We start from the raw sequence: 19131 nt of genomic DNA on the forward strand, positions 1-19131 counted from the left end.
GGCCTAGTCGAACCAGCGGTCGCGGGCCAGTTCCGCCGTGCGGGACGGGTCCTCCAGCAGGGCCGCCACCTCGAAGCGGCGGGGCCACTGGCCCGCCGACCAGGCCAGGCCCGCCGCCACGCCCTCCAGGGTGGCGGCGTGGAGGGTGCCGTCGGGGGTGCGGCGCCAGTCGAGCTCGGTGCCGCCCGCGATCAGTTCCTCGTGTTCGAGGTACGTCAGCGGGGTGGAGGGGCCGAGGAGGACGCGGACGGAGTCCGGTACGTCGTGTTCCTCGCCCGGGGTCGTGACCTCCGCCGGGACCGTCTCCGACAGGCGGCGGACCTGGAGCAGGTCCGCCAGGTCCGCGGCCCGGGACGGGGGGACGGGGAGGAGGGGGAGGCCCGCTGTGAGGGGGAGGAGGTCCGGGGCGTCGGCGATGACGGCTTCGGCCGCGTCCACCACGACCACCTCGCCGTCCACCACCGCGCGCAGCTCGTCCGGGAGGGTGACCTGCTCGGGGTCCAGGTCGGCCAGCGCGCCGTACAGCCCGTGCAGCTGCCGGCCCGTCACCTCGCGGTCCGGGTCGGCGAGCCGGCCCAGGAGCTCGGCCGCGCCGCCCGGCTCGTCGAGGAGCGCCGAGACCGAGGTGCGTACGCCGAGGGCCCGCAGCACCTGCTCGTCCTCGAAGCCGGTGGCGTCCGCCGAGGTGTAGAGCCCTTCGAGGAGCGGGTCGCCGCCCGCCGCGCGCAGCCCGGCCGGACGCCGGCCGTCGAGCACCGGGTGGTCGCGCAGCCACCACGCGGTGTACGGGCGCACGGACTGGGTGGTGCCGTCCGGGAGCAGGATGCGCACGGGCTGGGTCAGCGCGTCGCGCAGCGGGGGCTGCGCCAGCATCGCCAGGGCCTGGGGCCAGCAGTCGTCGTCGACCAGGTCGAGGTCGCGGACGGCGACGAGTTCCGTGGCGACCGGGGGGACGGGGGTGTCGGGGAGCTGGTCGAGGACGTCCTCGCACCACACGTCCACCGCGTCCAGCAGCCCCGCGTCGTCGGGCTCGGCGAAGTCGCCCTCGCGCGGCTCCAGTTCGTCCGGGTCGAGGACCACGTCGGTGGCGCGGACCAGCTGGAACGTGGCGAGGACCCCGCAGGCGGTGAGGGTGCCCGCGTCCCAGCGGGCGGCGAGGTCGGCGTCCACGTACGGGACTTCGTCCTCGCGGATGACGGAGGCCAGCGGGCTTCCGGGAAGCAGCAGTTCGCCCGCCGGGGTCAGTTCGCCGTCCTCGTCGGGCAGGGCGAGGGCCCCGAGCCAGGGCTCGTCGCCCGGGGACAGCTCGGCGTCGCGGACCAGCGTCAGGACGATCTCGGCGAGTTCGTCGGCGTCCGGGGTGTCCGCGTCCTCGTCCCAGATCTCGCCCGCGTCCAGGGAGGCGGCGACGGCCGCCCGTACCTGCGGGGTCGTCAGCACGGCCCGCGCCGTCGCCGGGAGGGCGCCGAGCTTCTCCAGCAGCGGGTGCGCCGCGTCCGGGTGGGCCACCTTCAGCCCGAGGCGGGCCAGGTCCGCCGGGGTGTCCGCGTACGGCAGCAGGACGTGGCGCGGGCCGATGGTCGTACGGCCGTCGGCGAGCGGCACGGGCAGCCCGGACAGCCGGTCCGGGTCGACGCCGGCGAGGCTGTCGTAGAGCCGGTGCCACCACTCCGGGGTCCGCTCGATGCCCGCGATCCGCTCGATGGCGTCGCCGAGCGGGAGCCGGCCCACGCCCAGGGTGCGCAGCTCGGGGCGGCGCTCCAGGCCCGCCGGGAGCAGCGTCGGCAGCACCTCGGCGAGGACGCGCACGGTGTCGGCGCCCGCGCCCTCCACCACCTCGGCCTCGAAGGGCCGCAGCGCCGAAAGCTCCTCGGAGGGGGCCGCCGGGGCGAGGAACGCGGTGCGGGGGAGCCGCTTCAGGACGGCCGCGCGCAGGGCACCGTCGAGCTCGCCCTTGCCGAGCGGGCCCGGTACGAGGTCCACGAGCCCGGTGCTCACCGGTTCCCAGTCGCCGAGGAGTTCGGCGTACGCGTCGGCCGCGCGCTCCACGAGGAAGTCGGTCAGCGGCCCCGGCGCGGGGTGCCGGCGGGAGGTGTCCAGCGGCAGGGTCGCGATGAGCAGGGCGGGGATGCCCAGCGGCTCGTCGGTCGGGGTCGGCGCGTGCACGACCGGCGCGGTGGCGGGGCGCACCGGGGCGCCGTCGGCGTCGACGGGCACCGCCCAGGACACCGCCCAGGCGGGCCGCAGCCGCTCTTCGACGGGCCGGTCGGCGAGCAGGGCCCGCTCGATGGGGCCGCCGTGGCGGACGGTGCGCCAGCGGTTGGTGCCGGTTCGGGAGTCCTCGATGACGGTGTACGGGCCCTCGTCGCGGCGGTACAGGGTGCGGGTGCCGCCCGCTGGGGTGTCCACGACGACCTCGCGCAGCCCCGGCAGGGTCAGCAGCAGGGCGTCGTCGATGCTGGCCAGGAGCCGTTCGGCGAGGTCTTCCGCGGCCGCGTCGCGCAGCGGGAGGACGACGACGGTGTCGTATCCCTCGGGTGCGGTGCCCTCGGCGGGCAGCGGGAGCCGCAGCAGCGGGACGTGCCCGTCGCGGCGGCGCAGCTCGTCGCCGAGGCCGGGGCTGCCGACGGCGGCGCCCCGCGCCAGTTCGCGGGCCTCGGCCAGGGACCAGCGGACCCCGCCGTGCCGGCCCAGCACCGCGGGCTCGTCGCAGACGGCGAGCACGGCGGCGAAGCCGACGCCGAAGCGGCCGACGCTGTCGTGCGCGGGCTCCCGCTTGGCGGAGGCCCGCAGGGTGGACAGGGATTCCACGCCCGTCGCGTCCAGCGGGGCACCGGTGTTGGCGACGGCCAGCACGGCGTGCTCGTGCTCGCCCTCGCCCGGGTGCAGGGTGAGCCGCAGCCGGCCCGGTACGCCCGCGCGGGCGGCGGCGTCGGCCGCGTTCTGCGCCAGTTCGACGACGAGCCGGTCGCGGTAGCCGCCGAGCGCGAGGTCCTCCTCGGCGTTGGCGTCCTCGCGGAACCGGGCCGGGCCCGCGCCCCACGCGTCGAGCACCCCGCGCCGCAGCCGGGCCGTGCCGAAGGGGTCCACGCCGCTCTGGGCCGCCGTCACTCGCACGCTCACGCCGCTGCCTCCAAGTCGCTTCCCGGGGGCGCTGACCGTGCTGACCCCGGAGCCCTGAAGGTATCGCGTACGGGGCTAGGCCTTGCCCGTGAGGTGGGCGAACACGACGACGTTGGAATCCCAGTGGCGGTCCTTCGTGAGCTCGCCGCCGCAGGTGATGACGCGGAGCCCGGCCTTGCCGTGGGTGTCGCCGTAGACCTTGTCGGTGGGGAAGGCGGCCTTCCTGAAGGTGTCGACCTCGTCGACGGCGAAGACGGCGGTGGTGCCGTCGGCCCGGTGCACGTCGATCTCGTCGCCCTTCTTCAGCTCCTTGAGGTCGAAGAACACGGCCTTCGGGACCTGCGGGGTGTCCATGTGCCCGACGATGGCGGCCGCGCCCGGCTCGCCGGGGGTGGGGCCGTCCTCGTACCAGGCCGCGTCCTTCGGCTTGGCGAAGTCGGGCTCCCGCATGACGCCTTGGGCGTCGAGGCCGACGGAGTCCAGCGGGGCGTCCACGCCGATGGCGGGGATGTCGATGCGGTCGGGGACGGACGGCGGGAGGGAGGAGGCGGCGGTGGCGTGCGCCGCCGGGTGGACGCCCTGTGCGGAAGCGCCCGCCGAGCAGCCGGAGGCGAGGGCCACGGCGAGGACCGAGGCCCCCGCCAGGGCGGCCGCGCGACGTGCGCGGCCGCCCCGGCGGGTGGCGGTGGCGGTGGACTCAGGCATTGCCGGCCCCGGGGACGTGACCGGCGGGGGCCTCGCCGGTGTTCACGGAGCCCTTGGGCGTCCTGTGCTCGCTCGGCTTCAGCGGCCGGGGCTTGGGCTGCGGCTTCACATCGGGGGTGCTCCCGCCCTCGGTGGAGAACTTGACGGTGTCGAACTTCTTGCCGCCCGCGTAGGCCTCGACGCCGTAGTAGCCGGTCTTGACGTCCTTGGCGACGACGGCGGTGCCGGTCCACGTGCCGTGGCCGTCGCTCTTCAGGTCGACGCGTCCGCCGGTGAAGGCGTCGGACTTCACGTAGGCGTTCTTCTCACCGGTCCTGATGGTGACGACGACCTTGTCGCCGGGGCGCCCGGAGTCGGTGGACAGGCTCAGGGTGGAGGGTGCCGGAGTGGGCTTGCCGCCCTTCTCGACGGTCAGTTCGGCGGTGGCCCGGAGCCCCGCGCCGTCGGGGCCGGTGCCGGTCAGGGAGACGCCGTAGGTGCCGTCCGGGACGTCGGCGACGACCGCGGTGCCGCCGCGGCCGTCGGTCGTCTTCACGTCGGCGAGGGCCTTGGAGGAGACGGACAGGTTCGTGGAGCCGTCGGGCACCTCCATCCGGAAGGTGAGCGCGGAGCCGGGCTTCGCCTTCGACTCCGACAGCTTCAGTCCCGCGGCGTCCTTGTGGGCGGCCGTGCCGATGGTGGTGACCGGAGCGGGAGCGCCGGCGGCGAAAGCGGTGGCGGCGCTGCCGAGGGCCATCGAGGAGGCGAGGGCGATGCTCGCGATGGTGAGTGCCTTGCGCATGGGATTCCTCCTGAACGGGCCGGGGTTGTTTCCCGGCACACCAGACATGAGGGACATCCCGGGTGCTTGGTTGCGGAGGCGGTCGGGGGCCGGAGGGGGGTCGGCCGAAGGTCCCGAGCGGCATGGCCGCAGGCAGGACGGGGTGCGAAGATCTTCCGTTTAAGGGCTCTTTGCCGCGATTTTTGGGACCAAGGTCCCGGAAGCGGCCGCACGACACGAAGCCCCCGGCGACCAGGTGGTCGCCGGGGGCCCGTACTGCTTGCCGGTCAGGTCAGAGCTGCTCGATGACGTAGTCGATGCAGGCGGTCAGCGCCTGCACGTCCGCCGGGTCGATCGCCGGGAACATCGCGATGCGGAGCTGGTTGCGGCCGAGCTTGCGGTACGGCTCGGTGTCCACGATCCCGTTGGCGCGCAGCACCTTCGCGACGGCCGCCGCGTCGATGTCGTCCGAGAAGTCGATCGTGCCGATGACCGCGGAGCGCTTGTCGGCGTCCACGACGAACGGGCTCGCGTACTTCGAGGCCTCGGCCCAGCCGTACAGGTTGCGCGCGCTGGCGGCCGTGCGGCCGGTGGTGAACTCCAGACCGCCCTGGCCGTTCATCCACTCCAGCTGCTGGTTCAGCAGGAAGAGGGTGCTCAGCGCCGGGGTGTTGTACGTCTGGTTCTTCAGCGAGTTGTCGATCGCCGTCGGCAGCGAGAAGAACTCCGGGATGTGCCGGCCCGACGCGTGCACGCGGGCGGCGCGCTCCAGGGCGGCCGGGGAGAACGCGGCCAGCCACAGGCCGCCGTCCGAGGCGAAGGACTTCTGCGGGGCGAAGTAGTAGACGTCGGTCTCGGTGATGTCGACCGGGAGGCCGCCCGCACCGGAGGTCGCGTCCACCAGGACGAGCGAACCGGCGTCGGCGCCCGCGACGCGCTTGATCGGCGCCGCGACACCCGTCGAGGTCTCGTTGTGCGTGTACGCGTACACGTCGACGCCCGCCTCGGCGACCGGCTCGGGGTGCGTGCCCGGCTCGGAGGAGATCACCGAGGGCTCGTCCAGCCACGGCGCGAGCTTCGCGGCCTTGGCGAACTTGGAGGAGAACTCGCCGAAGGTGAGGTGCTGGGACTTCCGCTCGATCAGACCGGCGGTCGCGATGTCCCAGAAGGCGGTCGAGCCGCCGTTGCCCAGGATCACCTCGTAGCCCTCGGGGAGGGAGAAGAGGTCCCGGAGGCCCTGGCGCACCGAGCCGACCAGGTTCTTGACCGGGGCCTGGCGGTGTGAGGTTCCGAGCAGGGAGGTTCCGGTGGCGGCGAGGGCGTCCAGCGCCTCGGTCCGCACCTTGGAGGGGCCCGCGCCGAAGCGTCCGTCGGCGGGCTTGATGTCAGCGGGAATCTGGATCTCAGCCACGGGCGGAGCGTATCGGGTCCGAGTCGGCGCCACCGCGCCGCGTCCACCCGATGAGACGCATTGGCGGACACCCGGCGGCGTTTCGCGGCGTTATGCCACGACTACGGCACGCACACGCCGCCGGCCCCGGAGCCCGCCCACCGCACGCCAGTAAGGAAAGACATAGGGCAACACTCCTTACCCCCGTCTACCCTGGGAGGATGACCGCGCCCGCGCCCTCCTCCAGCCCCACGACCCCTGCCGCCCAGTCGGCCGCGCCCGGCGCGGGGACCGCTTCCGCCGCTTCCGCCGCTCGTGGTGGGGCGGCCCGCTCCGGGCCGGTCGCGCTGGTGATCGCGGCGGGCGTGTCGGTGCAGTTCGGCGCCGCCCTCGCCGTCACGATCATGCCCAGGGTCGGAGCGGTCGGCGTGGTCACCCTGCGCCTCACGGCCGCGGCGATCGTGCTGCTGCTCCTGTGCCGGCCCACGCTGCGCGGCCACTCGCGCTCCGACTGGCGCACCGTGATCGCCTTCGGCATCGCCCTGGCCGGCATGAACGGCCTCTTCTACCAGGCCATCGACCGCATCCCGCTCGGCCCCGCCGTCACCCTTGAGGTACTGGGCCCGCTGGCGCTCTCCGTCATCGTCTCCCGCCGCCTGGTCAACGTGTTGTGGGCGGGTCTGGCCCTCGCGGGCGTCGTCCTCCTGTCCAGTCACGGTGGGGGCGGCTTCGGCGGCCTCGACCCGCTGGGCGCCGGCTTCGCCCTGGGGGCGGGCGCGATGTGGGCGGCGTACATCGTCTTCAGCGCGCGTACCGGGCGCCGCTTCCCGCAGGCCGACGGCCTGGCCCTGGCGATGGCGGTGGCCGCGGTGATCTCGCTCCCGCTCGGCGTCTTCGAAGCGGGCTCGGCCCTGCTGGACCCGAGCACCCTCGCGCTGGGCGCCGGGGTGGCCGTACTGTCCTCCGTCCTGCCGTACACCCTGGAACTCCTGGCCCTGCGCAGGCTGCCGGCCCCGACCTTCGCGATCCTGATGAGCCTGGAGCCGGCCATCGCGGCCACGGCCGGCTTCCTCGTCCTGCACCAGGCGATGTCCGCCCTGGACGCCCTGGCCATCGCCCTGGTCATCGCGGCGAGCATGGGGGCGGTCCGGTCGCAGGTGGGCAAGCGGGGGGAGTAGGGGCCCCGCTCGCGCTCCACACCCCGCGGGCGCACCCTGGAAGCAGGGTGACCCCCTGGAGGTGATGCACCATGGCCACACTCGTCGGGTGGCATGTGGATCTCGAATTCACCGAGGAGGGCCACCGCACCAGTGCGGCGGCCCTGGTCAGGCTCGGGGACGGCTCCGAGATCAGGGCGCACGGGTACGCCATGCGCCACCCCTCCGACCCGGAGCAGCTGAGGGTCGGGGAAGAGATCGCGGGCGCTCGCGCGCTCATGGATATCGCGTCGCAGATGCTGCAGAAGGCCCACAGCGAGATCGACGAAGCCACGGGCCGTCATTCCTATCCGCTCAATCGCTGAGCGACCGCGGCGGACAGGCTCGTTGACGGGCTCCCTCGGGAGTTCGTCAGCGGGTCCGGCCGCGGAACAGGACGCCGGCCAGGGTCACGGCCACCGCCGTGATGCCGGCGCACCAGGCCAGGGCCACCCAGGGGGAGTTCCCCGCGGGCTGCGCCAGCAGCAGCGCGCGCAGGGATTCGATCACCGGGGTCAGCGGCTGGTGCTCGGCGAAGCCGTGCAGCCAACCCGGCATGGTCCCGATGGGGACGAAGGCGCTGGACGGGTACGGCAGGAACATCATCAGGAAGGTGAACCCGCCCGCCGCCTCCGGCGACTTGGCGAGCAGGCCGAGTACGGCGGCCAGCCACGAGATCGCCGTGATGTACGCGAACAGCAGCCCGGCCGCCGCCAGGAAGGCGGCCGGTCCGGCCTCGGGTCGGAAGCCGATGGCGAGGGCGACGGCGAGCACGAGGGTGGTGGACAGCAGGTTCCGCAGGACGGAGGCCGTCACGTGCCCGGCCAGGATCGGGACGCCGCCGATGTCCAGGGAGCGGAAGCGGTCGACGACCCCGTTCTTCATGTCGTCCGCGACGCTGACGGCGGTGCTCGCCGCGCCGAACCCCGCGCACAGCAGCATCGCGCCGGGGACGACGTACGTCACGTACTCGGTCCCGGTGTCGATGGCTCCGCCGAAGAAGTAGACGAAGATCAGCATCAGCATCACGGGCAGCATCAGCGCGGCGATCAGCGCGTCGGGGCTGCGGCGGCTGATGCGCAGGCTGCGGCCCGCCAGGGAGAGGGCGTGGGTGGCGGCGGTCATCGGTCGGCTCCCGTCAGGGCGAGGAACACGTCGTCGAGGGTGGCGGTGCGGACCGCGAAGCGGTCGACGGCCGTGCGGTCCGGGTCGAGTTCGTCGAGCAGCGCCCGTACGTGCGCGGCGCTCCCGTCGGTGGCGAGGCCCAGGGTGAGCTCGTCCGGGTCGAGGTGGACCGCGCGCGGGGCCAGCGCCTCGTAGGCGGCCCGGCCGGTGAGCGTGAGGTCCAGCCGGTGCCCGTCGACACGGGACTTGAGCTCGGCGGGCGTGCCCTCGGCGGCGATGCGCCCGTCCGCGAGGACGGCGACGCGGTCGGCGAGCCGGTCGGCCTCATCCAGGTACTGGGTGGTGAGCAGCACGGTCGTGCCGTCCGTGCGCAGTTCCCGTACGAGGTCCCACAGGTCCTGGCGGCTGCGCGGGTCGAGCCCGGTCGTCGGCTCGTCCAGGAAGATCACCTCGGGTCGGGAGACCAGGCTCGCGGCGAGGTCGAGGCGTCGCCGCATACCGCCCGAGTACGTCTTGGCCGTACGCGCGCCCGCCTCGGCGAGCCCGAAGCGGTCGAGCAGTTCGTCGGCCCGGGCCCGGGCGGCGCGCGGCCCCAGTCCCCGGAGCCGGCCCATCATGCGGAGCGTCTCGGCGCCGGTCTGGAGTGCGTCGACGGCCGCGAACTGCCCGGTGAGGCTGATGGAGCGGCGTACGAGCGCCCGAGCGCCGGCGGTGTCGTGTCCCGCGACCCGGGCGGTGCCGGCGTCGGGCTCGGTGAGGGTGGCGAGGATCCGGACGGTGGTGGTCTTCCCGGCTCCGTTGGGGCCGAGGAGGGCGAGGACGCTGCCGCGGGGGACGGCGAGGTCGATGCCGTCGAGGACGCGCAGGGCGCCGTAGGACTTGGTCAGGCCGATGGCGTGGATTCCGAGGTCGGACGTGGTCATCGTGGACCGCGCTCCCTTCTGCGTATGGGTTACACGCTACTGCGTAAGTAATACACAGAACTAGGATGTGGGTCAACGACGTACGAGGAAGAGGGGGGTGGCCATGGTCGACCGGGAAGAAGCGGCGGACGACACCGGGCTGCCGGCGAGCCTGGAGATGGCCTGGGGCCTGCGCGAGCGCCCCGGCAAGGGCCCGCGCCCCACCCTCACCGTCCCGCGGATCGTGGAGGCGGCCGTCGCGCTCGCCGCCACGGAGGGGATGGACGCCGTTTCCATGGGCCGGGTGGCCAAGGAGCTCGGCGTCTCGACGATGTCCCTCTACCGGTACGTCGCGGCCAAGGAAGAGCTGTACATCCTGATGTCGGACGCGGGAGTCGGCACCCCGCCGCCGCTCGCGCCGGACGTGCACACGGACGGCCGGGCCTGGCGGGAGCTCCTGTCGGACTGGGCGTACGCGCAGCGCGCCGTACTGATGACCAAGCCCTGGATCCTGCGCATCCCGATCACCGCCCCGCCGGCCACGCCGAACCAGCTCGCCTGGATGGAACGCGGGCTCGCCGCCCTGGCGGGCACCGGCCTGCGGGAGAGCGAGAAGCTCTCGACGATCATCCTCATCGGGGGCCTCGTGCGGAACGAGGCGACCATGGCCGCCGACATGATGGACGCCATCGTCAAGAGCGGCGTCTCACCGGACCGGGTCGTGGGTCAGTACGTCCGCACGCTGCGGCTGCTCACCGGCCCGGACAGCCACCCGGCGGTGACCCGGCTGCTGGAATCCGACGCGTTCACCGGCTCCGACGAGCCGGACTTCCAGTTCCGGTTCGCCCTGGCCCGCCTGCTCGACGGCCTGGCCGAACTGATCGAGGCGCGGAGCGGGTCCGGCGGTTGAGCCGCCGGCGGCTCAGGCCCCGGACGCCTGCAACTGCGCCGCCAGTTTCATCCGCTCGTCCAGCTGCTTCTTCGCCAGGTCCAGCGTCTCCGCGTTCCGCTCGATCGCCCGCTGCTGGTAGGCGACTTCCACCGTGTACCAGATGCCCACCAGGTTGGATTCCTTCTTGCAGGCCACGTCCTGGGTGGCCATGGTGATCGCCTGCGGGCTGCCGATGTTGGAGTCGTCGATGCCCGGCGGCAGGCCCGTCGGGTCGGTGAAGCCGGCGTAGCCGCGCTTGCCCATGCACTCGCTCCACGCCTTCGTCGCCGCGACGACCCGGCTGTCCTTCTGGGCACGGCCGTAGGCCTCCAGCCCGTAGCCCTGCGCGACCATGGTGTCCACCGTGTCCTTGGTGGGCGTGAACAGCTTCAGGGCGCTCTCGCGCAGGCAGCCGCCCGCCGGGACCTTCTGGCCGCCGACGACCGTGGTCGCCACGTCGGACTTCTCGGCTTCCTCCTGGTTCATCGGGACCTGGAGGGACGGGTCCACCTCCAGCCCGTTCAGCACGAGCTTCTCGTTGGCTCCGCGGGACTGCTGCTGGGGCTTCGAGCCGCGGCCGAGCTGGGGGTTGGTGTAGCCGGACTGTGCCGCCTCGGCCGGGTCGGAGATCCCGTACCGGCGGCTGTCGTCCTGCTTCGGAGCCGTTTCGGCCCTCCGGCGCTGCTGGAAGCGGAAGCCGTAGCGCTGCATGCACTGGTCGATGAGCACGTCCTGCGCCTCGTCGAGCACGGCGAGCTGCCGGCCGTTCGGGGTGTACGGGGCCAGCGGAAAGACCAGGGTCCGGCTTTCGAGCAGTGCCGGGACGGCGCCGATGGCGGGTTCGTTGCCGGCGTCGGGGTCGGCCTTCTCGCTCTTCCCGGAGCCGGAGGAAGCCTTGCCGTCGCCCGGCTGCGAACATCCGGCCAGCAGGAGCACCAATGCGGTTGCGGAGGCCGCCAGAGCGGCGTGTCGGGCATGCGGCGAGAACATGGTGGCTCCGGATCGTGTGGGCGGCTGCGACGCGGCCGGCTTCGCCCGCTGTCCGCGGGCGGAGCCGGCTTCTCGCGCGGGCCTAGAAGAAGAACGCCGAGGAGGTCTGGTTGAAGAAGGTCCCGTTCATGTTGCCCCTGGTGCCGGCCCCGAGGGTGGCCATGTAGCCCGCACCGCCCGAGCCGGTGTACACCTTCCACGTGTAGGTGTCCCGGTTCGACCAGGACTCCGTGTTGTTGTCCGTCAGCTGGCCGGAACAGCTCCTCGACCCCTTGAAGGCGTCGGGGTAGAAGTTGATGTCGTTCACGTAGAGGTCGAAGACCGAGTTCGTCTGGTCCAGCATGCAGAACAGGCCGAGCTCGCCGTCGTTGAGCCAGCCGTCCTTTTCTTCGGCGGAGGCCGAGCCGGCGCCGAGGGAGAGCACGCCGAGGACCAGGCCGGCGGCCGCGACGGTGCGCAGGGAATTACGAAGCTTCATCATCCATGCCTTTCGGACAAACTGTCGCAATTTCGGGGGCGGGATCGTGGCCATTGCGGGCGGGGCTTCGACCGCCATGGAGTGGATCACGCTCCGGCTTTCCCTGCAACTGTCCCCGAGTACAGGAATTCGGCCCACCTGTCGACCTGGCGGCGGATTCCGCTTTCTTGTCCCCTTCGCCCGCTTGTCGAGGGCTCTCTCCGGCCCCGGCCGCGCCCGTCCGAGGGGTCGGGGCCGGGGGTGGAGTTGTCCGATATCCGGTCGCCGGCTTCCCGTGGCCGAAAACCGAAGGCCCTTTGGGTGAAGTGATGGTGACGACCCGTCAGTAATGTGGAAAGCGTCAAATGCGCCGACCCGTTTCGGAAAGTTACGATCAAGCTCGGCATTTGGTTCTCGTGAGGCCGTTTCCACCGCTACAGGCAGGAAGACCTTGAGTGCTGAATTGAGCCTCGGAGCAGATCGCAACCGCTGCCCGTGCTGCGTGCTCGGCGCGCGGGACCGCTGGGGAGGCGAATCGGAATGGATCCGGCAAGGACTCATGGGGATACCCGATTTGACCGATCGGGAACGTGAGGTGTTCGGCGCGATGACGTACGGGCCCTCGAACGAGGAGCTTGCGACGAGCCTCGGGATGGCCATTCGGACGGTCAAGTTCCATTTGGAGAACCTCCGCGGCAAACTCGGCGGTATTTCACGGATCCAGACGTGCCTCCTCGCGATGCACCACCGGATCGCCACCTGCCCCGCCGAACACGTCTGAGCGCCCGTCGGTCAGCGGCCGGTCGCGATGAGCGTGGCGGCGAACTTCATCCGCTCGTCGAGCTGCCTCTTCACCAGGTCCAGCTTTTCGGCGTTCTTCTCGATCACCCGGTTCTGGTAGGCGAGCTCCACCGTGTACCAGATGCCCACCAGGTTGGTCTCCCTCTTGCAGTCCACGTCCCGCGCGGCCTGGGCGATCGCCTGCGGACTGCCGATGTTGGAGTCGTCGATGCCCGGCGGCCGGTCCATCGGGTTGTCGACGGTGAAGCCGTGCCCGCCCATGCACTCGCTCCACGACTTGAAGGCCTTGACCACCCTGCCGTCCTTGCGGGAGCGGGCGTAGGCCTCCATGCGCAAGCCCTCCGAGTCCAGGGACCCCACCGTGTCCTTGGTGGGCGTGAACAGCTTCAGATTGCTCTCGCGCAGGCAGCCGCCCGCCGGGACCTTCTGGCCGCCGACGACCGTGGTCGCCACGTCGGACTTCTCGGCCTCCTCCTGACTCGTGGGGACCTGGAGGGACGGGTCCACGTCCAGCCCGTACAGCACGAGCTGCTCGTTGGGCCCGAGCTCCGGCTGCGGAGGCCTCTGCGCGCGGGCGGTCCGGGGCTGTTCGTAGCCGAGCCGGGCCGCCTCGGCGGGATCGGAGAGCCCGTACCGCCTGCTGTAGTCGTGCGCGGCCGCCGAATCGTCCTCGCGCCGCAACCGGTAGCGGAAGCCGTAGCGCTGCATGCACTGGTCGACGAGGACGTCCTGCGCCTCGGCGAGCACCCCCTGCTGCCGGTCGTCCGGAAGGTAGGCGTCCATCGGGAAGGCGAGATCGCGGCTTTGGAGCAGCGCGGGTACGGCGCCGATCGCGGGTTCCTCGCCGGGGTCGCCGCCCGGCTGCGAGCACCCGGCCAGAAGGAGCGTCAGCGCGGCCGCGGAGACCGCCAGGGCGGGGCGGGCGGAACGGGCGGAACGGGTCGGGGACATGCGGCTCCGATGGGGATGGGCGACGTACGGGGGAGAGGCGGTTCCGCCCGGAGTGCGGGGGCGGAACCGCCGTATCGCATGTGCGGCCTGGGCCGCCGTGCTCAGCGCGGGTAGGCCGAGGACAGCTGGTTGAAGTACGTCGGGGTCAGGCCGGCCCGCTCCCCGGGGTAGATGGAGGTGCTGTAGCCCAGGCGCTTCCAGTCCGTGTAGACGTCCCAGATGTAGGTGTCCTTGCTGAGGTAGGACTCCGTGTTGTCGTTCGGGGTCTGCCCGGAGCAGATCCGCGCTCCCTTGAAGACGTCGTTCGCGAAGTTGTCGTCGCGGTAGTAGAGGTCGAAGACCGCGTCCTGCTGGTTCCCGTAGCAGTACAGGCCCAACTCCCCGGGGCCGAGCACGCCGTCCTTCTCGACGGCCGAGGCCGGACCGGCGCCGACGGCGACGGCGCCGAGGACCAGGCCGGCGGCCGCCAAGGTGCGCAGGGAATTGCCGAGTTTCATCAATCATCCCTTTCGGTGGAATTTCATGCCGCTCTCGACGGGTTGGGTGTCGGTTATCCCGGCCGGGTCCTGACAGCCGAGGAGTCGACCACGTTCTCGCGGACCTTGACAACTGTCCCGGAGTACAGGTGAACGATCACGTGCCGCGCTTTACAGTGGCGGCGGTGCAAGAATCCCCAGGAGGTCGCCGCGCAATTTCCAGGCCCGTTTCGTGGCCGCCCCGGCTCTGCTTTCGGCCGCCTTTCCGTTGGCCGGGGTTCACCCGGTCACACGGACCGGCGACGCGTACAGCCGGGCCGCCGCCCATGCCAGGCCCAGGCACACGGGCGTGTAGAGCAGCAGGTTGAGGGTGTGGAACGGGCCGTCGGCCGGACCCGCCACCAGCCCCGCCACCCACCCGACCCCCGCGAGCCCCCGCACGGCCAGCCCGCCCGCGACCGCCCCCGTGACCAGGCGGGCCACCCGGCCCCCGCGCCCCCGGGAGTACGCCAGCACCGCCCCGGCCCCCGTCAGCAGCAACGCCGCCAGCGGGACCACCACGCGCGGCGTGAACGGGGCCTCCATGCCGAGGACGGCGAGCGACAGCGCCCGCGCGTCGGCGGCGGGCCAGGTCGCCCCGGTCGCCCAGTACAGGTGCACCAGCCCGTCGAAGGCGAGCACCCCCGCCACCGCCGACCCGTACCGGCGACCGCGTCGTGCCACGTTCTGCGTGTGAGCCGTCTTCATGTGAGCCCCCTCGGCCCTCGGTGCGCAAACTCCGTCGCACGAAAGGAGGCGCCCCGCGGAGCGGACATTCCCGTGGGCCCCGTCACACCGGCCCCCAGACGGTGCCAGCAGATTGCTGGCACCGCCACTACTCTTGTCGCATGGCCACTCTGTATGTGCGTGATCTGTCCGACGAGGCGCTCGCCGAGCTGAAGATACGAGCCGCCCGCAGTCGCCAGTCGCTCCAGGCGTACGCCCGGACCCTGCTGGAGGAGGAGGCGGCGACGCCGTCGATCGAGGACGTCGTCGCGCGCATCCGTGCCCGCGTATCGGCGGAACTGAGTGTGGACGAGGTCCTCGCGGACCTCGACGCCGGACGGCGGCGCGAATGATCGTGATCGACGCGAGCGCCGTCGTCCTGTTGGTCGCCGACGCCGGGGCGGCCGGCGAGGCCGTTCGTGAGCGGGTGCTGGGCGAGCGGCTCGCCGCGCCCCACCTGCTCGACGTGGAAGTCGCCCACGCGCTCCTCGGCCGCCACCGCGGCGGCAAGCTCTCCGACCGCCAACTGGACATGGCCTGGGAGGACTTCACCGACCTGCCCGTCCGGCGGATGGAGCACGTGCCGGTGCTGCCCCGGGTCCGTGAGTTGCACGCGAACCTCTCCGCGTACGACGCCGCGTACGTCGCACTCGCGGAAGGGCTCCAGGTGCCGCTCGTCACCTGCGACGCACGGATCGGCCGCTCGGGGAGCCCCCGCTGCAAGATCGAGGTCTTCGGCTCGGTGTAGGCGGGTGCACCTGCGGCCCACATGCCGACGGCCCCCGTCTCCCGGCCGGGAGACGAGGGCCGTCGAACGGCGAACAGGTACCGGTCAGAGCTTCTCGGGGGTCCGGATCCCGAGGAGGGACATGCCCTTCGCGAGGGTGCGGGCGGTCAGGTCGCACAGGAACAGGCGGTTCTCCGCGACGACCTGCTCCGGCTCCGGCTTGATGACCGGGCACTCGGTGTAGAACGTCGTGAAGAGGGAGGACAGCTGGTAGAGGTACGCCGCCACCTTGTGCGGCGCGTACTCCGCGGCCGCCTCGCCGATCAGCTCGCCGAAACCGTCCAGGTGCAGACCCAGCGCCCGCTCCGACGGCGCCAGCTCCAGCTCCGGGTGCGCGGCCGGCTGCCGCTCGCCCGCCTTGCGGAGGATGGAGCGGATACGGGCATACGCGTACTGGAGGTACACCGAGGTGTCGCCGTTGAGCGAGACCATCTGGTCCAGGTCGAACTTGTAGTCGCGGGCAGCGGACGTGGACAGGTCGGCGTACTTCACCGCGCCGATGCCCACGTACTGGCCGTTCTCGACGATCTCCGCCTCCGTCAGGCCCACCTTCTCGGCCTTCTCACGGACCACGGCGGTCGCCCGGTCCACGGCCTCGTCGAGCAGGTCCACCAGCCTGACCGTCTCGCCCTCACGGGTCTTGAACGGCTTGCCGTCCTTGCCGAGGACCGTGCCGAACGCCAGCTGAACGGCCTTGACCCCGTCGTTCAGCCAGCCCGCCCGGCGCGCCGTCTCGAAGACCATCTTGAAGTGCAGCGACTGCCGCGCGTCCACGACGTAGATCAGGGTCGTCGCGTCCAGGTTCGAGACGCGGTCACGGATCGCCGACAGGTCGGTCGCCGCGTAGCCGAAACCACCGTCCGACTTCTGCACGATCAGCGGCGTCGGGTTGCCGTCCGGGCCCTTGACGTCGTCGAAGAACACGCACAGCGCGCCGTTGGAGCGGACGGCGACGCCCGACTCCTCCAGCAGCTTGCACGTCTCGACCAGCATGTCGTTGTAACCGGACTCGCCGATCACGTCGGGGTCCTGGATGTCCATGTCCAGCTTGTTGAAGACGGAGTAGAAGTAGATCTTCGACTCGTCCACGAACCGCTGCCACAGCGAGAGGGTCTCCGGCTCGCCCGCCTGGAGGTCGACCACCCGGGCCCGGGCCCGCGTCTTGAACTCCTCGTCGGAGTCGAAGAGCGCACGCGAGGCCTTGTAGAGGCGGTTGAGGTTGGACATGGCCTCCTCGCCGGAGACCTCCTCCTCCGACTTGTGGTCCAGCTCGTGCGGGTGCTCCATCAGGTACTGGATGAGCATGCCGAACTGGGTGCCCCAGTCGCCGATGTGGTGGCGCCGGACCACCTTCTCGCCCGTGAACTCCAGGATCTCCACCATCGCCGCACCGATCACGGCGGACCGCAGGTGGCCGACGTGCATCTCCTTCGCGACGTTCGGCTGCGCGTAGTCGATCACCGTCGTGCCCGCGTCCGCGGCGAGCGGCACGCCGAGACGGTCGTCGCCCGCCCGGGCCGCGAGCGTCTCGATGATCGCCCGGTCGGTGATGGTGATGTTGAGGAAGCCCGGACCCGAGACCTCGATCTCCCGGATCAGGTCACCGCTCACGATGCCCTCGACCACGGTCGTCGCCAGCTCGCGCGGGTTGGCCTTCGCCTTCTTCGCGAGCGCCAGGATGCCGTTGGCCTGGAAGTCGGCCCGGTCGCTACGTCGCAGCAGCGGGTCGGCGCCACCGGCCTCCGGCAGGGCCGAGGCGAGGGCGTCCGCGACGCGCTGATTGACGGAAGAAGCGAGGGAAGGGACCGAGGCCATGAGCTGCCGTTCCTGTGAGGTTGTGCCGGTGGGTGCACTTGGTTGTTCCGACAAGTGCCGAGTATCCCACGTGGGCCCTCCTCGTTTCGCGGCATATCGCTGTGTGGGAGCAACCCCGGAGCGACCCGTTCCGTCTGGGAGAATGGCCCAAGCCAGCATTCGAGATAGAAGGACGTGTCGTGGCTCAGAGCGCCCAGAGCAGCACCGAGACCGACTGGGTCTCCCGTTTCGCGGACGAGGTCATCGCCGAATCGGAGCGCCGAGCCCCGGGCAAAGCGGTCGTCGTCGCGTCCGGACTCTCCCCCTCCGGCCCCATCCACCTGGGCAACCTCCGCGAGGTCATGACCCCGCACCTGGTCGCCGACGAGATCCGCCGCCGCGGGTACGAGGTCCGCCACCTCATCTCCTGGGACGACTACGACCGGTACCGCAAGGTCCCCAAGGGCATCCCCGGCGTCACCGAGGAATCGCACGCACAGCACATCGGCCGCCCGCTGACCGCCGTGCCCGCGCCCGAAGGCTCCTCGTACCCGAACTGGGCCGAGCACTTCAAGGCCGCCATGGTCGAGTCCCTGGCCGAGCTGGGCGTCGAATACGACCCCATCAGCCAGACCGAGCAGTACACCGCCGGCACCTATCGCGAACAGGTCCTGTTCGCGATGAAGCACCGCGGCGACATCGACGCGATCCTCGACCAGTACCGCACCAAGCAGAAGCCGGGCGGCAAGAAGCCCCAGCAGAAGCAGGTCGACGAAGCCGAACTCGAAGCCGCCGAAGGCTCCGGCGCCGCCGCCGAGGACGACGGCAGCAGCGCCGAGGGCGGCTACTTCCCGTACAAGCCCTACTGCGGCGAATGCGGCAAGGACTTCACCAAGGTCACCTCGTACGACGACGAGACCACCGAGATGACCTACGTCTGCACCGAGGACGAGTTCACCGAGACGGTCAAGCTCAGCGAGTTCAACCGCGGCAAGCTCGTCTGGAAGGTCGACTGGCCCATGCGCTGGGCCTACGAAGGCGTGATCTTCGAGCCCTCCGGCGTCGACCACTCCTCGCCCGGCTCCTCCTTCCAGGTCGGCGGCCAGATCGTCGGCATCTTCGGCGGCGAACAGCCCATCGGCCCGATGTACGCCTTCGTCGGCATCAGCGGCATGGCCAAGATGTCCTCCTCGAAGGGCGGCGTCCCCACCCCGGCCGACGCGCTGAAGATCATGGAGCCGCAGCTGCTGCGCTGGCTCTACGCCCGCCGCAAGCCCAACCAGTCCTTCAAGATCGCCTTCGACCAGGAGATCCAGCGGCTCTACGACGAGTGGGACAAGCTGGAGTCCAAGGTCGCCGACGGCACCGTCCTGCCCGCCGACGCCGCCGCGCACACCCGCGCCGTCAAGGTCGCCTCCCACGAGCTCCCGCGCACCCCGCGCCCGATGCCGTACCGCACGCTCGCCTCCGTCGTCGACATCACCGCCGGCCACGACGAGCAGACCCTGCGCATCCTGACCGACCTGGACCCGTCGCAGCCGCTGACCTCCCTCGACGAGGTACGCCCGCGCCTGGACCGCGCCGAGAACTGGATCACCACCCAGGTCCCCGCCGACCAGCGCACCCTCGTACGCGACGAGCCCGACACCGAGCTGCTGTCCTCCCTCGACGACGAGGGCCGCGCATCGCTCCGCCTCCTCCTCGACGGACTCGACTCGCACTGGTCCCTCGACGGGCTCACCACCCTCGTCTACGGAGTCCCGAAGGTCATGGCCGGGCTGGAGCCCGACGCCAAGCCCACCCCGGAACTCAAGGTCGCCCAGCGCACCTTCTTCGCGCTCCTCTACCGGCTCCTCGTCACCCGCGAGACCGGCCCGCGCCTGCCCACGCTGCTCCTGGCCGTGGGCGCGGACCGGGTGCGCAAGCTGCTCGCCGCCTGAGGCCCGTGACACGACGGAAGGGCCCGCACCCCTCGGGG

The 19131-nt window shown here is 71.7% G+C and carries 19 protein-coding genes; 7 read left to right on the forward strand and 12 right to left on the reverse strand.

Going from position 1 to position 19131, the window contains the following annotated elements; translation table 11 throughout:
• Positions 1-3: 3 nt before the first annotated feature.
• From ACIQ5Y_RS09175 to serC, 4 genes are all read right to left on the reverse strand, one after another.
• Positions 4-3123, reverse strand: a complete 3120-nt coding sequence (locus ACIQ5Y_RS09175) for a sacsin N-terminal ATP-binding-like domain-containing protein (RefSeq protein WP_403877007.1) — start codon at positions 3121-3123, stop codon at positions 4-6.
• A gap of 75 nt (positions 3124-3198) precedes the next feature.
• Positions 3199-3828 carry a class F sortase gene (locus ACIQ5Y_RS09180; RefSeq protein WP_403877010.1) on the reverse strand — a complete coding sequence of 210 codons (630 nt, stop codon included), beginning with the start codon at positions 3826-3828 and terminating at the stop codon, positions 3199-3201.
• On the reverse strand, positions 3821-4609 hold the full coding sequence (locus ACIQ5Y_RS09185) for a hypothetical protein (RefSeq protein ID WP_403877013.1): 789 nt from the start codon (positions 4607-4609) through the stop codon (positions 3821-3823). Before ACIQ5Y_RS09185 ends, ACIQ5Y_RS09180 begins: the two co-directional genes overlap by 8 nt.
• Before the next feature lie 271 nt (positions 4610-4880).
• The gene (gene serC, locus ACIQ5Y_RS09190; RefSeq protein WP_403877016.1) at positions 4881-5999 is read right to left on the reverse strand and encodes a phosphoserine transaminase; all 1119 of its coding nucleotides are present in this window, start codon (positions 5997-5999) and stop codon (positions 4881-4883) included.
• A 200-nt stretch (positions 6000-6199) separates the two neighbouring features.
• Between serC and ACIQ5Y_RS09195 the strand changes: the two genes are divergently transcribed.
• Positions 6200-7156: an EamA family transporter gene (locus ACIQ5Y_RS09195; protein ID WP_403877018.1), complete on the forward strand. Its 957-nt coding sequence runs from the start codon at positions 6200-6202 to the stop codon at positions 7154-7156.
• 71 nt (positions 7157-7227) lie between these two features.
• Entirely contained in the window at positions 7228-7500 is a 273-nt protein-coding gene (locus ACIQ5Y_RS09200) for a DUF1876 domain-containing protein (RefSeq protein WP_403877021.1), read from the forward strand.
• Positions 7501-7546: 46 nt separating this feature from the next.
• On the opposite strand, the gene ACIQ5Y_RS09205 is transcribed toward ACIQ5Y_RS09200, so the two are convergent.
• Both ACIQ5Y_RS09205 and ACIQ5Y_RS09210 read right to left on the reverse strand, forming a co-directional pair.
• Positions 7547-8299: an ABC transporter permease gene (locus tag ACIQ5Y_RS09205; RefSeq protein WP_403877024.1), complete on the reverse strand. Its 753-nt coding sequence runs from the start codon at positions 8297-8299 to the stop codon at positions 7547-7549.
• Positions 8296-9222: an ATP-binding cassette domain-containing protein gene (locus tag ACIQ5Y_RS09210; RefSeq protein ID WP_403877027.1), complete on the reverse strand. Its 927-nt coding sequence runs from the start codon at positions 9220-9222 to the stop codon at positions 8296-8298. Before ACIQ5Y_RS09210 ends, ACIQ5Y_RS09205 begins: the two co-directional genes overlap by 4 nt.
• A 103-nt stretch (positions 9223-9325) precedes the next feature.
• Here ACIQ5Y_RS09210 and ACIQ5Y_RS09215 point away from each other — a divergent pair, with 103 nt between their 5' ends.
• Complete coding sequence (locus tag ACIQ5Y_RS09215; RefSeq protein WP_403877471.1) at positions 9326-10111, forward strand: TetR/AcrR family transcriptional regulator; 786 nt, start codon at positions 9326-9328, stop codon at positions 10109-10111.
• A gap of 12 nt (positions 10112-10123) precedes the next feature.
• Here ACIQ5Y_RS09215 and ACIQ5Y_RS09220 read toward each other — a convergent pair whose 3' ends face one another.
• Both ACIQ5Y_RS09220 and ACIQ5Y_RS09225 read right to left on the reverse strand, forming a co-directional pair.
• Positions 10124-11122: a hypothetical protein gene (locus ACIQ5Y_RS09220; protein ID WP_403877030.1), complete on the reverse strand. Its 999-nt coding sequence runs from the start codon at positions 11120-11122 to the stop codon at positions 10124-10126.
• Between the two features lie 82 nt (positions 11123-11204).
• On the reverse strand, positions 11205-11600 hold the full coding sequence (locus tag ACIQ5Y_RS09225; protein WP_403877032.1) for a hypothetical protein: 396 nt from the start codon (positions 11598-11600) through the stop codon (positions 11205-11207).
• Positions 11601-12030: 430 nt separating this feature from the next.
• Here ACIQ5Y_RS09225 and ACIQ5Y_RS09230 point away from each other — a divergent pair, with 430 nt between their 5' ends.
• Entirely contained in the window at positions 12031-12360 is a 330-nt protein-coding gene (locus ACIQ5Y_RS09230; protein ID WP_403877035.1) for a helix-turn-helix domain-containing protein, read from the forward strand.
• Positions 12361-12371: 11 nt separating this feature from the next.
• Here the strand turns inward: ACIQ5Y_RS09230 and ACIQ5Y_RS09235 are convergent, their stop codons facing one another.
• The 3 genes from ACIQ5Y_RS09235 to ACIQ5Y_RS09245 all read right to left on the reverse strand — a co-directional run bounded on the left by ACIQ5Y_RS09235 (position 12372) and on the right by ACIQ5Y_RS09245 (position 14554).
• Positions 12372-13331: a hypothetical protein gene (locus ACIQ5Y_RS09235; RefSeq protein WP_403877038.1), complete on the reverse strand. Its 960-nt coding sequence runs from the start codon at positions 13329-13331 to the stop codon at positions 12372-12374.
• A 101-nt stretch (positions 13332-13432) separates the two neighbouring features.
• Positions 13433-13828 carry a hypothetical protein gene (locus ACIQ5Y_RS09240; protein WP_403877041.1) on the reverse strand — a complete coding sequence of 132 codons (396 nt, stop codon included), beginning with the start codon at positions 13826-13828 and terminating at the stop codon, positions 13433-13435.
• 258 nt (positions 13829-14086) lie between these two features.
• On the reverse strand, positions 14087-14554 hold the full coding sequence (locus ACIQ5Y_RS09245; RefSeq protein ID WP_403877044.1) for a DUF3995 domain-containing protein: 468 nt from the start codon (positions 14552-14554) through the stop codon (positions 14087-14089).
• Between the two features lie 140 nt (positions 14555-14694).
• Between ACIQ5Y_RS09245 and ACIQ5Y_RS09250 the strand changes: the two genes are divergently transcribed.
• Together ACIQ5Y_RS09250 and ACIQ5Y_RS09255 are read left to right on the forward strand one after the other, a co-directional pair.
• A complete protein-coding gene (locus tag ACIQ5Y_RS09250; RefSeq protein WP_403877047.1) occupies positions 14695-14925 on the forward strand; it encodes a FitA-like ribbon-helix-helix domain-containing protein in 231 nt (76 codons plus the stop codon).
• Positions 14922-15320: a type II toxin-antitoxin system VapC family toxin gene (locus tag ACIQ5Y_RS09255; protein WP_403877050.1), complete on the forward strand. Its 399-nt coding sequence runs from the start codon at positions 14922-14924 to the stop codon at positions 15318-15320. The genes ACIQ5Y_RS09250 and ACIQ5Y_RS09255 overlap by 4 nt, the downstream gene beginning before the upstream one ends.
• 84 nt (positions 15321-15404) lie before the next feature.
• Here the strand turns inward: ACIQ5Y_RS09255 and argS are convergent, their stop codons facing one another.
• Positions 15405-17174, reverse strand: coding sequence for an arginine--tRNA ligase (argS, locus tag ACIQ5Y_RS09260; RefSeq protein ID WP_403877053.1), 1770 nt, complete (start codon positions 17172-17174; stop codon positions 15405-15407).
• A 179-nt stretch (positions 17175-17353) separates the two neighbouring features.
• On the opposite strand from argS, the gene lysS reads away from it, so the two are divergent.
• Positions 17354-19093, forward strand: a complete 1740-nt coding sequence (lysS, locus tag ACIQ5Y_RS09265; protein ID WP_403877056.1) for a lysine--tRNA ligase — start codon at positions 17354-17356, stop codon at positions 19091-19093.
• Positions 19094-19131 lie beyond the last annotated feature (38 nt).

The sequence above is a fragment of the Streptomyces sp. NPDC096339 genome (assembly GCF_044762985.1).
In the GTDB taxonomy this organism is placed as follows: Bacteria; Actinomycetota; Actinomycetes; order Streptomycetales; family Streptomycetaceae; genus Streptomyces.